The sequence below is a fragment of the Xanthomonas populi genome (genome assembly GCF_002940065.1).
GTDB classification, from domain to species: Bacteria; Pseudomonadota; Gammaproteobacteria; order Xanthomonadales; family Xanthomonadaceae; genus Xanthomonas; species Xanthomonas populi.
Genome location: NZ_MDEJ01000045.1, coordinates 1 through 13,756 on the forward strand (window position 1 = coordinate 1; position 13,756 = coordinate 13,756).

The window sequence follows — 13,756 nt, forward strand, 5'->3', positions numbered from 1 at the left end:
GAGCGATTACGCACACTGCCCGAACACGTCTACAACCAGATGGTCATGGGCTGAAAAACGTGGGGATACCTCAGGGTCGGCCGCCGTGACGGGGTTGGAATCGCGCGGCAGATCGGCCAAGGCAAGCGCGCGATATTCCTGCGCGCTGAGCGATTGCGTGCCGATCTGCATCACCGTGGCGGAAGTGGCACGTGCATCGGGGGTGGCATTGGCGGCCTGCGCCAGCGGCATGCAGGCGATCAGGCTGGCGGCAAGCGCGGCAGACAAAAGACGGGTGGAAAACATGCAACAGATCTCCGTTAGGCGGGAACCGACGGCGGTCAACGCCGCCGTCGGGATTCACGGCCCGCATAGGCCGGCCAAACGCATCGCTTAGCCGTGCTTGCCGCGCGCGCGCAGATAGGCAAGGGCGGCCTTCGGGTCGTCGGTGGTAATCAAGCCGAAGGCTTGGGTACGCCCGACGTAATCGATGTCACCACGGTTGTCGGCGGTGTCCTTTCCGTAATACAGGTCCGACAGCTTGTAACAGCATGCGCCGCTGTTCTGGTAGAACTCGCCAGCGCGCGGACCATCGGGAATTGCCTGAAATACGCCGACACGCACACCACGCTCGCGCAGGAAGTCGGCATCGCTCTGCAGCTGACCGCCCAGTTGCTTGACGTTGACTTCCATCGTCTGCAGCCCGTTGTTCAACCATGCGCCGATGGTCTGGCGCACATTGAGCTTGCCGAGCATGTTGGTGGTGAAGACCGGGATGCCCACCATGCCGTTGCCGTCTGCGCGGTAGGCATCGCGACTGGTGTACAGCGTTGCGTTGACCTTGGCGGCGACGTAGCTGCCGGACGCAGCGCCAAAGACCTTGTTGGCTGCAGCGCTGACTGCGCGCACGGTCTTGACGTCCTTGATATCGAACACCATCGGTGTGCGCAGCTGGCGCTGTTTGTAATAGGCAAACAGCTCATCCACACGCGGCATGTGATACACGGTGGCGGTATGGCGGTCAGGAGTCAGCAGGAAGAGCTGGCTGACCTCCGACCACGGGGTGACCAGAACGGACGGGTTGACGCCCTGATTGGTGATCGGGTCGTACTTGAGCCCCGGATGGTGCTGCCACACGGTGGTGGTGCGGCCGAGATTGTAGTCGTGCAGCAGCACCGGCACGCCGTCGCTGGTGAGCTTGACGTCCAGCTCGACGCCGTCCATGCATTGGTCGTTGGCAATCTGCAGCGAGCCACGCGAATTTTCCGGCATGTTGGGGATGCCAGCGTATTTGCCCCATAGGCCGCGGTGCGCCAGCACGACGCTACTGGAGGAGTTGAACAGGATGCGTTGCATCTTGACGTCAGAGCTGTCGCTGCAGGCGGCCAGTGCCAGCTGCGGCAGTGCAGCCAGAACGGCCAGCGCGCCAAGCAGACCGCAGGCACGGGCCAGGGGATGTGGAGCGAGTGTGGTACGCATGGTCTGTGTGTGTCCCAGTTCTTAAGGTGCAGGAAAGGCAAGGGATGGATGCGAGCCGACGGGGCGACACAATCGGCAAACTCGCTTGCAGCGCACCCGCCAGCCGGTCGATACCGGGGGTGAGGCCAAGCCGTGCGTGATCAGCGTTCGACTTGCGAGCCAATTTAGTCACTCGCCATGAATTAATTATTTCCGCGGTATGGCGATCTCTCCCGCATGCGCAGTGGTGAGCGACGATGCGAAGCGATGCATGCATCCCTTGGCCTGCGTGAGTTGCGATCCGCGCTGCCACCAAGACGATCGGCGGCTGTCGGATTGACTGGCGGATGTCAACCCACATACTCATGCAACGGCGTTGGTGGCACGTCACGGCGCGCGTTCTCCAAAACACAAAACGCCGGCACTGGGCCGGCGTTTGCGATCACAGCCAGCGATGGGGCGATGCGTCAGTGACCCGACGGACCGGTTGCACCCAGGCCGGTCTCAGCACGAATCTGCTGCGCCTTGAACGCGGCACGCTCGTTGGCCGCCTGCGGGCTGCGATCCAGGATCGAGAACAGCCAGATGCCGACAAAACCAATCGTCATCGAGAACAGCGCCGGCGAGGTGTACGGGAACGGCGCCGAGCCAGCTGCATTGCCCAGCGTATCCACCCACACCGACGGCGACAGCACCGTCAGCACCAGCGAGGAGATCAGGCCAAGGAAGCCGCCGATCACCGCGCCGCGGGTGGTGCAGTTCTTCCACAACAACGAGAGGATCAGCACCGGAAAGTTGGCCGAGGCAGCGATGGCGAAGGCCAGCGACACCATGAAGGCCACGTTCTGCTTCTCAAACACGATACCCAGCAGCACTGCGACCACGCCCAACACCAGGGTGGTGACACGCGAGACCTTCAGCTCCGAACCAGGCGCCGGATTGCCCTTCTTAATCACCGTAGCGTACAGGTCATGCGACACCGCCGAGGCACCAGACAGGGTCAGGCCCGCAACCACCGCCAGGATGGTGGCGAAGGCCACCGCTGAGATGAAGCCCATGAACACGTTGCCGCCAACTGCGTTACCGACCAGCACCGCCGCCATGTTGGACGCGCCCTTGCAGCCGTGAATGGTGCCGGTGGCAACATCAGCGAACTGCGGATTGGTCAGCACAAGCGCGATCGCACCGAAGCCGATGATGAAGATCAGGATGTAGAAGTAGCCGATCCAGGTGGTGGCCCACAGCACCGACTTGCGTGCCTGCTTGGCATCGGGAACGGTGAAGAAGCGCATCAGAATGTGCGGCAGGCCGGCGGTGCCGAACATCAGCGCCATGCCGAAGGAGATCGCCGAAATCGGGTCCTTGACGAAGCCGCCCGGCCCCATGATCGACAGGCCCGCTTTTGCCGCATCCTCCGGCGATGCACCACCATTGGCCGCAATCGCGGTCTTGACCCGCACGCCCTCGGCAAACAGCGCCTCGAAGCTGAAGTTGAAGTGCCACATGATCGCCATGGCCATGAAGGTCACGCCGGTCAACAGCAACACCGCCTTGATGATCTGCACCCAGGTGGTGGCGGTCATGCCGCCGAACAGCACGTAGACCATCATCAGCACGCCGACCAGGGTCACCGCCACCCAGTAGTCCAGACCGAATAGCAACTTGATCAACGCACCGGCGCCGACCATCTGTGCAATCAGATAGAACAGCACCACCACCAACGTGCCCGATGCGGCAAAGCTGCGGATCGCGGTCGGCGCGAAGCGATACCCGGCCACGTCGGCGAAGGTGTACTTGCCGAGGTTGCGCAGCCGTTCGGCCATCAGGAAGGTCAGGATCGGCCAGCCGACCAGAAAGCCGATCGCATAGATCAAGCCGTCGTAGCCATTGGCCATCACCGCTGCGGTAATTCCCAGGAAAGAGGCGGCCGACATGAAGTCGCCCGCGATCGCCAGGCCATTCTGGAAGCCGGTGATACCGCCGCCGGCGGTGTAGAAATCGGCCGCCGAGCGGGTCTTGCTGGCCGCCCACTTGGTGATCCACAAGGTGCCCAGCACGAAGAAGCCGAACATGCCGATCGCGACCCAGTTGGTGGGCTGCTTGTCGACCTGGCCGATGTCACCGCCGGCTGCCAGCGCGATGCCGGCCGGCAGCAGCCCGGCCAGAATCAGGAGAAGACGCGAAGACTTGCTCATTTGCGGGCTTCCTTCAGAATCTGCGCGGTCAGCTGGTCGTAGGTGTTGTTGGCGCGACGCACATAGATGGCAGTGATGACGATGGTGAACACCATCACCCCGATCGCGATCGGAATGCCGATGGAGGTCACGCCATCGCCGATGGGCGTAGCCAGAAAGGCTTTATCGAAAGCGATCAGGCCGATGTAGCCGAAATAGGCCAGCAACATCAGCACGGTGAGTGTCCAGCCCAGCGTATTGCGCTGGCGCTTGAGCGCGTGGTACTTCGGATTGGCATCGATCTTGGCGATCAATGCGTCATTCGAGACGGTCATGGTCTGTCTCCTGGTAAATGCGGGTAGAGCGAAGGTGGCGATGCCCGCCCCACCTGGGTGGGACGGGCCGCACGCGGCGGGAAACTCAGAAGCTGTACTTGGTGGTGAACTGCACGCGCGCGATGTCGCCGCTGTCGCCGTTTTCGGCTTCGCGACGGCCGTACATCAGCTCTGCACCCACATCCACCTTAGGCAGTGGCGAATAGAAGACATTGGCGCGCAGGCTCTGTTGCGACTTGCTCGCCAGCGCGCCGGTGTTGACCAACGAATGGTCGTAATCCACCCGCGAATACATGACGGTGCTGCGCAGCTTGGCGCTGTAGTCGTGCCGCCACGCCACCCAACCGGCCAAGGTGCTGACGGTGTGGATGTTGCCGTCCACATCGAGTTCCACATCCGAGCCGTTGCCCAGACCCAGATAACGCCCCAGGCCTTCGCCGTAGCTGAGCTGGTAACGCAGATCGTTGGTCGAATTGATGATCCAGCGACCGCCGCCGGCAATCGCGCCGCCGAACTCGGTGTCGTTGGTCAATGCGCTGCGGGTACGGTACTGGCGCGCGATCGCCGACAGTCCGAACGTGCCCCAAGTGCCTTTCCAGTTGTAGCGCGCGGTCAGATCCGGCATCGCGCCATGGTCCGAGGCCAGGATGGTGTTGCCGCCCTGGTAGGGCGTGGTCAGCGTCTCGGGATTTTCCGCCGACACGCTGAACGCGCCGCGGGTATAGCGGATCTGGGTCTGACGGCTGAACAACGCGCCGTCGGTCGGCCCGACGATGTCGGCCGCCTCGGGCAAGATCGTGGCATCGATGAAGTTGGACCAGGTCTGGCCGGCCAGCCAGTTGTTCCAGCTCATGTAGGCATGCCGCAAGGTACCGCCGTACAGATTGTTGACCTGGTTGGCCAGCGCGTTGCCGAAGAAATCCAGTTCGATGAAGCCGGTGAGCTTGTCGCCGTTGTCGGTGATCGTATCTACGCCCAGATTGAAGCGCGAAAACTTGGCATGGAAATCAATGTCAGTGCTGGAGGCCTGGCCGCCGACCGGGGTCTGCGTCGGGATATACAGGTACCGCCCCACCGCGCCTTCGGGCAATGCGCCGTCGCTGGTGCGGGTCGTCATGAAATCGGCCTTGATGAAACCGCCAAAACGAAACGTTGTCCCCGGCAACGCGTTCGGCGTGATGCTGCTCAGCTGGATCGGCTTCTTGCCAGCCGGCACCACAGGGGCGGCCGGCGCCGGCGCCTGCAAGGTGCGCACCTCTGTCATCTGCGTCTGGGTCTGGGCAATCTGGCCCTGCTGTTGCTGCTGCGCAGACACCAGCAGTTGGACCTGACGCTCGAGCTCGGCAATGCGCGTTTCCAGCGCTTTCTCTTTGGCCGTTTGCGCGAATGCAACGCCCGGCAGACTGCTCGCCACAAACAAGGCAGCCGCCAGCCGATGGCGCAGCAATGGTGCAGTAAGGTGTTTCATAGACCCCTCTCCCCGATGAAGGCCTCGCGCTTGATGGCGATGCTGTGCGAAGCGTGAGCCAGCCCGCGCTTGCGAGCCTATTCGCCTTTGGTCGTAGCTGCAACGCAGCATTCCACAAGGTGTCCGATCGTCGCACCAGAACCGGCGACGGTTTGGGGATCGCCCGCTGCGACGGTTAAGACCAAGGTCTAAGGCCCGGTTGAACGCCGGGACCGAAGGGATACGGCACACTGATTGTCTACCGAGGGCGGCTGTCGCGCTCTCTTCCGACAAGTTCATCGCAAGTGAGGCTGCCATGGCTGATGTTTATCCCGTCGATCCCGCGTTCGCCGCTGATGCGCGCGTTACGCGCGAGCAGTACGCAACGCTGTACCGCGAATCGATCGAACACCCCGAGCAGTTCTGGGGCAAGGCCGCGCGGCGGCTGGAGTGGTTCACGCAACCCACCCAGGTAAAAGACGTCAGCTACGCGCTGGACGACTTCCATATCCGCTGGTTCGGCGATGGCGAGATCAATGCCAGCGTCAACTGTCTGGACCGCCAGCTGGCCACGCGTGGCGACAAGACCGCGCTGTTGTTCGAACCCGACAGCCCGGATACCGCGTCGTATCCGGTCACCTATCGCCAGTTGTACGAGCGCGTGTGCAAGCTTGGCAATGCGCTGCGCAATCTCGGCGTCAACTAAGGGCGACCGGGTCACCATCTACATGCCGATGATTCCCGATGCGGCCGTGGCCATGCTCGCCTGCGCGCGCATCGGTGCGGTGCACTCGGTGGTATTCGGCGGCTTTGCCGCCAACTCAATTGCCGACCGCGTGATCGATTGCCAGAGCAAGTTGATCATCACCGCCGACGAAGGGCTGCGCGGCGGCAAGAAGATTCCGCTCAAGGCCAATGTCGATGCGGCACTGAAGCTGCCCGGCACCAGCACGGTGGAAACGGTGCTGGTGGTGCGTCACACCGGTGGCGCGGTGGACATGCAGGCGCCGCGCGATCGCTGGTTCCATGACGTGGTCGATGGTCAGCCGGCCGAGTGCAGCCCCGAGCGCATGAATGCGGAAGATCCGTTGTTCATCCTCTACACCTCCGGTTCCACCGGCAAGCCCAAGGGCGTGCTGCACACCACCGCCGGCTATCTGCTGTTTGCCAGCTACACGCATGAAGTGGTGTTCGACCTGCGCGAGGACGACATCTACTGGTGCACCGCCGACGTGGGCTGGGTCACCGGCCACAGCTATATCGTCTACGGCCCGCTCGCCAACGGCGCCACGGCGGTGATGTTCGAAGGTGTACCCAACTACCCGAACGTGTCGCGCTTCTGGGATGTGATCGACAAGCATCAGGTCACCCTTTTCTACACTGCACCCACTGCGATCCGCGCGCTGATGCGCGATGGCGAGGAGCCGGTTAAGAAGACCTCGCGCAAGAGCCTGCGTCTGCTCGGCAGCGTCGGCGAGCCGATCAATCCGGAAGCCTGGCGCTGGTACTACGAGGTGGTCGGCGACAGCCGCTGCCCGATCGTGGACACCTGGTGGCAGACCGAAACCGGCGGCATTCTGATCTCGCCGCTGGCCGGTGCGGTCGATCTCAAGCCGGGCTCGGCCACACTGCCGTTCTTTGGCGTGCAACCGGCCCTGGTCGATGCCGACGGCAAGATTCTGGAAGGCGCCACTGAAGGAAATCTGGTGCTGCTGGATTCGTGGCCGGGCCAGATGCGCTCGGTCTACGGCGACCATCAGCGTTTCATCGACACCTACTTCCGCACCTATTCGGGCAGCTACTTCACCGGCGACGGCTGCCGTCGTGATGCCGATGGCTACTACTGGATCACCGGCCGCGTGGACGATGTGATCAATGTGTCCGGCCACCGCATCGGCACCGCCGAAGTGGAAAGCGCGCTGGTCTCGCATCCCAAGGTGGCCGAAGCGGCCGTGGTCGGCTTCCCGCACGAGGTCAAGGGCCAGGGCATCTATGCCTATGTGACCCTGATCGCCGGCGAGACTCCGAGCGAAGAACTGCATAAGGAGTTGATCACCTGGGTGCGCAAGGAGATCGGCCCGATCGCCTCGCCCGATCACCTGCAATGGGCGCCGGGCCTGCCGAAGACCCGCTCGGGCAAGATCATGCGCCGCATCCTGCGCAAGATCGCCGAGAACGTGCCGGATCAACTCGGCGACACCTCGACCCTGGCCGATCCGTCGGTGGTGGATTCGTTGGTGAGCGAGCGGTTGACGCGCTGAGAGGCCGGGACTAGGCATTCGGGATTGGGGCTTTGTTGAGAAGCAGGGATTGGGGAATTGGGATGAGGGGTTGGTCAGAGCGGATTCCCCAATCTGTCAGTCCCATTGCTTTTGATGTGCGTTATTGAATGGCACCTACGTGCTGCCATGGCTCTATTGCTTTTGCTTTTGCTTTTGCTTTTGCTTTTGCTTTTGCTTTTGCTTTTGCTTTTGCTTTTGCTTTTGCTTTTGCTTTTGCTATTGCTTTTGCTATTGCTTTTGCTTTTGCTATTGCTTTTGCTATTGCTTTTGCTATTGCTTTTGCTATTGCTTTTGCTATTGCTTTTGCCACTCCCAACTGCCGAATTCAAAAATCCAGTGCTTTTACAAATCTCCAATCCCCCATCCAAAATCCCGGCACCTCAATGACTACCCTGCTGATCGCCGACGACCATCCCCTGTTCCGTGAGGCATTGCGCGGGGCGGTGCAGCGCGTTATGCCGGGGGTGCTGTTGTTCGAGGCCGACACGGTGGATGCGTTGTACACCCTGGCCGATGCGCAACCGGATGCCGATCTGTTGTTGATGGATCTCAACATGCCGGGCGCGCAGGGGTTCAGTGCGTTGGTGCACATGCGTTCGCTGCATCCGCAGTTGCCGGTGGTGGTGGTGTCCGCACGCGAAGAACCCACGGTAATGCGGCGCGCGATCGACCATGGCGCATTCGGTTTCATTCCCAAATCCGCCGACTCGGACACCATTGGCCGCGCGTTGGCCACCGTGCTCGATGGCGAGCGCTGGATCCCGGCCGCAGCCCAGAACCTGCCGCCTACCTGTAGCGAAGAACGCGAAGTGGGCCAACGCCTGCGCGATCTCACCCCGCAACAATTCCGCGTACTGCAGATGCTCGGCGCCGGGCGCCTCAACAAGCAGATCGCCTACGACTTCGGCGTGTCCGAAGCCACCATCAAGGCGCATGTCACTGCGATCTTGCGCAAGCTCGGCGTCACCAACCGCACCCAGGCGGTGCTGATGGCCGGCAAGCTCGCCATCGATGCCGACGGCATCGTGCTGCCGCCGCCGGAAGAAGACTGAGCGCGGCCGACAAAACCACGGCGCTCACCCAACACCCAGCCAGATGGGTGCAGCCGGTGCGCGGTGCACGCTTGTATCACTCGTACACTCCGGGGCTGAGTGCGCCGTCCGCACCAACCTGATAACCACAACAACTGCTCACGAGGTCTCGTTTGCCGCTGTGCGCCACTCACGGCGTCACTGCTGCGGCAATACGTGGGAAGACATCAAAGCGTGTGGATTGCGATCCCCGGCATGCTTGCGCTGATCGTGCATGGCAGGCTGCACGCCTGCGGCGCGTCGGTGCGTGCCGGTCTCCAGGGGATCCATGCACACGTTTTCTCTTCCGCGCGGCCCGCTTGTGTTGGCAATTGTGCTCGCCGTGCTCGGCTGCGGCAGTGCGCAGGCCGACGACCGCAGCTTCGGCGACGACAACGGCACGATCCGCTTGTTGCATCAGCCCGACATCCACATGGACAAGCAAGCCCTGGTGCTCAGCGAGGAGCGCGTGCAGGTGGACGACGTGTTCACCAACATCAGCGAGCGCGTGTTGAGCGTACCGATCGCCTTCCCGATGCCCCCGATGTAGTGCGGCATGGCCACCCACAGCGAACTGACCGATTTCAAACTGTGGGTGGACGGCAAGCCCATCGCCACCACGCGCAAGCTGGTGGTGCTGCTGGACGATGGCAGCGACATCTCCAAGGCGTTCGCGGCGAGCGGCTGGAGCGCGAACGATGTCGCAATTTCGTGCCGATGCGCGATCTCAACCTGCTGATTGTGCGTCGTCCCGGTGATGCGATTGCACGCCGATGTGCACATCGACATTGCGAGCAATTTGCCAATGAAGACCGCGTCCCGACGCACGGCATGTAACGCAGCCAACCCTTTTCCTTCAGGCGCCGACCAAACCCGGAGGTGCTTGCGCGCGTGCCGGCGTGGGCGCTTGTGCGGCGTGTGCCACGCCGGTACGCGTGCAAGCGGCCTCAGTGACCCGACGCATTCGCACAGAGCTGGCAGACGTTGCGTGTGGAGGTTGGTCTTTGCGCGGTGTCGCATCCGAGGTAGGGACACGCCGTGAATCCGTCCATGCAGGCTCGGTGGCGGCATCCATGCCGCCAGACGGTCACGCCCCCGGAGACGCCACCGCGCTCCCACTGTTGGCCACCGCTGATCGGCAAGCAATGGTTTCAGAGACGAGGCGTGTGCTTGGATTTGCGCAGTCGATGCCGTCGGCAACAGTCCACATGATTCGCGCTGATCCTTGGCTAGCGCTCGGGGCTTGGGCCGTGGGGCGCTGTTTGCCTGACGTTTTCCATGGTCATTGCGGCAGGCGTCTGCTGCGCAAAGCTGCTGGCGCAATCTTGTGCGTTCAGGATGCGCTGCCAGTCTTGCTGGTGGTCAGTGCTGCGAGAGGTGCTCAATTTTCGTGGCGTCGGGTCGGGCTGATCAGGAAATCAATCGTGTCGTGCATGGGCCTGCTAAGCGGAGTGTATCGATTCGCTCGCTGCACTCGCGCCTGCTCGCCGGGCTCGGGCGCATGCAGGCTCCCTTGGGTGCGGCACTTGTCGGTCGAAAAATCGTCCGATCGCGCAAAGCCGCTTAGCGCAGGTTTGACCTTAGTGTGCGGAAGCCATTTTCGTCAGCGTGATAGACCATTCACCAAGCGCCACGCGGCCCCTGCACCAGCGAGGCATGTCCGCGCGACCACCACGGTTCCTGTTCGGGTTGGGTGCGCACCAGCCGATTGCGCGGGCAGAGTTCCCACGGCCCGTGCACCGAGCGCGAACGCGCGGCGATGACCAGAGACCCGGTCACCGGCCCGGCGGTACCGCAGACGGCGGTGACCAGAGACAACCAACCGTTGTGCCAGGTCAGCTTGGGGCCTTCGGGCGCGACGTTTTCCACGATCCAGTCGTCGGGGTAGCGCCACGGTGCGTAGGCCGGTTCGACCTGCCCTTCGGTAGCCAGGCCGTCGCTGCCATCCGTGAGGATGGTGGGGTCGTGGTGATCGCCGGCCACGATGGGATTGAGGTAGGTGCCGGTGCCCAGGTCCGCGGTGCGGTGCCCCTCGATGCCGCGCGCCCATTGCGACGTGCGTGCGCAGGCTGCATTCGCTTCGCCCGCCAGCGCGCTCGGCGGCAGCGGCGCGACCACGGCACTGAACCGCTCTCCGCCATTTTGCTGCACCGCAGCGTGATCTGTTCACTTATGATTGCCATATTCATATGCGAACAGTCCGGCACCGGCCGGCTGGTGGATGGTGCGATGCCCAGCTGCTGCTTTCCAGATTCCGTACGCGCCTGCGTGACACCCGCCAACCCTGCGGAGCGTGACGCGTGAGCGTTGCGCGGCGGCGGCTGGGGACTACCAGTGTGCAGCTCTCGGCGCTGGGCTTTGGTGCTGCGCCGATCGGCAATCTGTATACCGAAGTCGATGAAGGTCAGGCGCTGGCTGCGGTGGCAGGTGCGTTCGAGGCCGGCATCGGCCATTTCGACACCGCACCCTACTACGGCTATGGGCTGAGCGAAACGCGGCTGGGCCGTGGTCTGGCCGGTGTACCCCGCGCCGCCTACACGCTGTCGACCAAGGTCGGCCGCTGCCTCTACGACGATGCGCAGGCCGCTGCAGGGCGCGACGGCTTTGCGGTGGCGGGCCGCCGCGCCGCGTTCGACTACAGCGCCGACGGCGTGCGACGCGCGTTCGCTTCCAGCCTGGAGCGCCTGGGAACCGACTACATCGACGTGCTGCTGCTGCACGACATCGGCGCGCTGACCCACGGCGACAACCACGCCGACGTGCTGCGCCAGGCCTTGGAGGAGGCCTTGCCGGCGATGGCGGAGTTGAAGGCGGCCGGTGTCTGCGGGGCGATCGGGCTGGGCGTCAACGAGCAGGAGGTGGCACTGGAGGTGCTGCCGCGCTTTGCGCTCGACTGCGTGATGCTGGCCGGCCGCTACTCCCTGCTGGAACAGCACGGCGCGCGCGCGCTGCTCGACCAGGCGCAGCAGCGCAACGTGGCGATCCTGTCGGCCGGCCCGTATAGCTCCGGCCTGCTCAGCGACGCAGGCGGCCCCGGCGCCACCTACAACTACGCCCCGGTCGATACTGCCACCTTGCAGCACGCGCAGCGTTTGTACGCGGCCTGCGCGGCGTTCGACGTGGATATCGGCGCGGCGGCGTTGCAGTTCCCGCTCGCGCATCCAGTCGTGACGACGGTGGTGGCCGGCATGCGCACCGTGGCCGAGGTGCAATCGGCCGCCGCACGCTTGCATGCGCCGATCCCGCCCGAACTGTGGCAACGCCTGCGCGATGACGGCCTGCTCACTGCGGAGCTGCCCACGCCATGAGCCGCATCGACGCACATCTGCATTTCTGGCAACTGGCCCGTGGCGATTACCACTGGCTGACGCCCGAGCTGGCACTGCTCTACCGCGACTTCGCCCCCGCCGACATCGGCGATGCGTTGGACGCTGCCGAGATCGATGGCGTGGTGGTGGTGCAGGCCGCTGCGACCGAAGCCGAAACCCGTTACTTGTTCGAGCTGGCGCGCGCGGATGCGCGCATTGCCGGCGTGGTGGGCTGGGTCGATTTCGCCGCGCCCGATGCCGCCGCGCGCATCGCCGCGCTGGTGCAGGCCGGCGGCGGCGTGCTCAAGGGCCTGCGCCCGATGGTGCAGGACATCGCCGATGTGCAATGGCTGGCCCAGCCTGCGTTGGATGCCGCCTTCGACGCACTGCTCGCGCACGATCTGGCGTTCGACGCGTTGATCCGCAGCGTGCATGTGCCGGCATTGCAGACGCGCCTGAAGCGCCACCCGGGCTTGCGCGTGGTGATTGATCACGGCGGCAAGCCGCAGATCGCTGCAGGCGAGTTTGTTGCCTGGGCCGCCGGCATGGCCGCGTTGGCGCAGCATCCCACTGTGCATTGCAAGCTCTCCGGCCTGCTCACCGAAGCGGCGCGCGGCGCCGGCGTGGAGGCGCTGGAGCCGTATGTCGGCCATCTGTTCGCACGCTTCGGCCCACAGCGTGTGCTGTGGGGCAGCGACTGGCCAGTGCTGACCCAGCGCGCCGATTACGCGCAGTGGGTCGAAATCGCACAACACCTGGTCGCCACACACGCCGACGGCCATGCCGAAGCCGTGTTCGGCGACAACGCACGCACGTTCTATCGTCTGCCACGGCCGGCGGCCCCCACCCACGGAACCTCTTCGGTATGACTGTCTTGCTCTCTACAGCACCCAACGACCGTCTGCGCGGCAAGCGCTGCCTGATCACCGCCGCCGGCGCCGGCATCGGCCGCGAAAGCGCGCTGGCCTGTGCACGCACCGGTGCGCGGGTGATCGCCACCGATATCGATGCCACTGCCTTGCAGGCGCTGGCGGCCGAGTCGGAGGCCATCAGCACCCAGCTGCTGGATGTCACCGACGCGTCTGCGATCGCCGCGCTGGTCGCCGCGCACGGCCCGTTCGATGTGGTCTTCAACTGCGCCGGCTTCGTGCACCAGGGCAGCATTCTCGATTGCGACGAACCGGCCTGGCGCCGTTCGTTTTCGATCAACGTCGATGCGATGTACTACACCTGCAAGGCGGTACTGCCGGGCATGCTCGAACGCGGCCGCGGCAGCATCATCAACATGTCTTCGGTGGCCTCCAGCATCAAGGGCGTGCCGAACCGCTTCGTTTACGGCGTGACCAAGGCCGCAGTGATCGGCCTGAGCAAGGCGATCGCTGCCGATTACGTGGCCAAGGGCGTGCGTTGCAACGCGATCTGCCCGGGCACCATCAAGACGCCGTCGCTGGGCCAGCGCGTGCAAGCGCTGGGCGGCGACGAACAGGCGGTGTGGAAGAGCTTCACCGACCGCCAGCCGATGGGCCGCCTAGGTGACCCGCGCGAGATCGCGCAGCTGGTGGTGTATCTGGCCTCGGACGAATCGTCGTTTACCACCGGCCAGACCCACATCATCGATGGTGGCTGGTCTAACTGAGATCGACAACGCACCACGATGCCGCTCAGCCAACGTGGGCGCTGCCAAGGCCAGATGCGATCTGTAT

9 protein-coding genes and 4 pseudogenes are annotated in these 13,756 nt (G+C 63.8%); 6 read left to right on the forward strand and 7 right to left on the reverse strand.

What is annotated here, in order from left to right; translation table 11 throughout:
* Nucleotides 1-51 precede the first annotated feature (51 nt).
* The 5 genes and pseudogenes from XpopCFBP1817_RS09240 to XpopCFBP1817_RS09260 all read right to left on the reverse strand — a co-directional run.
* Nucleotides 52-285: pseudogene (locus XpopCFBP1817_RS09240) on the reverse strand (peptidylprolyl isomerase); the annotation flags it as partial.
* Between the two features lie 87 nt (nt 286-372).
* Complete coding sequence (locus tag XpopCFBP1817_RS09245; protein ID WP_208619586.1) at nt 373-1,368, reverse strand: glycerophosphodiester phosphodiesterase family protein; 996 nt, start codon at nt 1,366-1,368, stop codon at nt 373-375.
* 536 nt (nt 1,369-1,904) lie between these two features.
* Complete coding sequence (locus XpopCFBP1817_RS09250; RefSeq protein WP_128416905.1) at nt 1,905-3,632, reverse strand: cation acetate symporter; 1,728 nt, start codon at nt 3,630-3,632, stop codon at nt 1,905-1,907.
* Nucleotides 3,629-3,946 (reverse strand): DUF485 domain-containing protein, encoded by a 318-nt coding sequence (locus XpopCFBP1817_RS09255; RefSeq protein ID WP_128416906.1) that lies wholly within the window; start codon nt 3,944-3,946, stop codon nt 3,629-3,631. Before XpopCFBP1817_RS09255 ends, XpopCFBP1817_RS09250 begins: the two co-directional genes overlap by 4 nt.
* Nucleotides 3,947-4,031: 85 nt before the next feature.
* Entirely contained in the window at nt 4,032-5,414 is a 1,383-nt protein-coding gene (locus XpopCFBP1817_RS09260) for a DcaP family trimeric outer membrane transporter (protein WP_167393885.1), read from the reverse strand.
* Between the two features lie 295 nt (nt 5,415-5,709).
* Between XpopCFBP1817_RS09260 and acs the strand changes: the two are divergent.
* A pseudogene (gene acs, locus XpopCFBP1817_RS09265) lies at nt 5,710-7,654 on the forward strand (acetate--CoA ligase).
* Nucleotides 7,655-7,775: 121 nt separating this feature from the next.
* Here acs and XpopCFBP1817_RS09270 read toward each other — a convergent pair.
* A complete protein-coding gene (locus tag XpopCFBP1817_RS09270; RefSeq protein ID WP_208619585.1) occupies nt 7,776-7,991 on the reverse strand; it encodes a hypothetical protein in 216 nt (71 codons plus the stop codon).
* A 67-nt stretch (nt 7,992-8,058) separates the two neighbouring features.
* On the opposite strand from XpopCFBP1817_RS09270, the gene XpopCFBP1817_RS09275 reads away from it, so the two are divergent.
* Both XpopCFBP1817_RS09275 and XpopCFBP1817_RS09285 read left to right on the forward strand, forming a co-directional pair.
* Nucleotides 8,059-8,727, forward strand: coding sequence for a response regulator transcription factor (locus XpopCFBP1817_RS09275; protein WP_128416907.1), 669 nt, complete (start codon nt 8,059-8,061; stop codon nt 8,725-8,727).
* 307 nt (nt 8,728-9,034) lie between these two features.
* Nucleotides 9,035-9,451 (forward strand): annotated as a pseudogene (locus tag XpopCFBP1817_RS09285) (DUF4424 family protein); the annotation flags it as partial.
* Nucleotides 9,452-10,162: 711 nt separating this feature from the next.
* Here XpopCFBP1817_RS09285 and XpopCFBP1817_RS09290 read toward each other — a convergent pair.
* Nucleotides 10,163-10,896 (reverse strand): annotated as a pseudogene (locus tag XpopCFBP1817_RS09290) (family 43 glycosylhydrolase); the annotation flags it as partial.
* A 149-nt stretch (nt 10,897-11,045) separates the two neighbouring features.
* Here XpopCFBP1817_RS09290 and XpopCFBP1817_RS09300 point away from each other — a divergent pair.
* From XpopCFBP1817_RS09300 to XpopCFBP1817_RS09310, 3 genes are read left to right on the forward strand one after another with little or no spacing between them, the layout of a single operon-like run.
* The gene (locus XpopCFBP1817_RS09300) at nt 11,046-12,053 is read left to right on the forward strand and encodes an aldo/keto reductase (protein ID WP_128416908.1); all 1,008 of its coding nucleotides are present in this window, start codon (nt 11,046-11,048) and stop codon (nt 12,051-12,053) included.
* Nucleotides 12,050-12,922 (forward strand): amidohydrolase family protein, encoded by an 873-nt coding sequence (locus XpopCFBP1817_RS09305; RefSeq protein WP_128416909.1) that lies wholly within the window; start codon nt 12,050-12,052, stop codon nt 12,920-12,922. The genes XpopCFBP1817_RS09300 and XpopCFBP1817_RS09305 overlap by 4 nt, the downstream gene beginning before the upstream one ends.
* The gene (locus XpopCFBP1817_RS09310; protein WP_128416910.1) at nt 12,919-13,689 is read left to right on the forward strand and encodes an SDR family oxidoreductase; all 771 of its coding nucleotides are present in this window, start codon (nt 12,919-12,921) and stop codon (nt 13,687-13,689) included. Before XpopCFBP1817_RS09305 ends, XpopCFBP1817_RS09310 begins: the two co-directional genes overlap by 4 nt.
* The last annotated feature ends 67 nt before the right edge of the window (nt 13,690-13,756 follow it).

Excerpts from the sequence above, each read along its gene's own strand:
- XpopCFBP1817_RS09250 (WP_128416905.1), bottom strand. The coding sequence starts at position 3,632 with ATGAGCAAGTCTTCGCGTCTTCTCCTGATTCTGGCCGGGCTGCTGCCG.
- XpopCFBP1817_RS09255 (WP_128416906.1), bottom strand. The coding sequence starts at position 3,946 with ATGACCGTCTCGAATGACGCATTGATCGCCAAGATCGATGCCAATCCG.
- XpopCFBP1817_RS09260 (WP_167393885.1), bottom strand. The coding sequence starts at position 5,414 with ATGAAACACCTTACTGCACCATTGCTGCGCCATCGGCTGGCGGCTGCC.
- XpopCFBP1817_RS09275 (WP_128416907.1), top strand. The coding sequence starts at position 8,059 with ATGACTACCCTGCTGATCGCCGACGACCATCCCCTGTTCCGTGAGGCA.
- XpopCFBP1817_RS09305 (WP_128416909.1), top strand. The coding sequence starts at position 12,050 with ATGAGCCGCATCGACGCACATCTGCATTTCTGGCAACTGGCCCGTGGC.
- XpopCFBP1817_RS09310 (WP_128416910.1), top strand. The coding sequence starts at position 12,919 with ATGACTGTCTTGCTCTCTACAGCACCCAACGACCGTCTGCGCGGCAAG.